Source organism: Rhizobium sullae (assembly GCF_900169785.1).
In the GTDB taxonomy this organism is placed as follows: domain Bacteria; phylum Pseudomonadota; class Alphaproteobacteria; order Rhizobiales; family Rhizobiaceae; genus Rhizobium; species Rhizobium sullae.
Map to the genome: position 1 here is coordinate 1 of NZ_FWER01000242.1, position 267 is coordinate 267.

The 267-nt window shown below is 63.7% G+C and carries 1 protein-coding gene; it reads right to left on the minus strand.

Going from position 1 to position 267, the window contains the following annotated elements; genetic code table 11:
• Positions 1-267: DUF5801 repeats-in-toxin domain-containing protein (locus tag BN1800_RS39975; protein ID WP_210191331.1), on the minus strand; the 267-nt coding region annotated here is incomplete at both ends.

Below are 267 nucleotides of genomic sequence, written 5' to 3' on the forward strand. Positions count from 1 at the left end.
AGGACGACCGCCTCACCGGTCGCCGTGTCGACGATGCCGGTTGGGCCTGCCGCCGTCACGCCAAGTGCATAGGTCAGCGTGCCGGCTCCGTCAGCGCCAAAGGCGGAGCTGAAGTTGGCCGCAAAGCTCTGCGTGTCGTTGGTCCCAAGAACCGTCTCGTCGACAGTCAGCGTCGGTTCTACGCCGGTGGTGGCAATCGTCGGGCCGTCGTCCTTGAAGTTGAGGTTCTTGCCGATGTCAAGGAAGGCCGATTGTTGATCGCCGTCC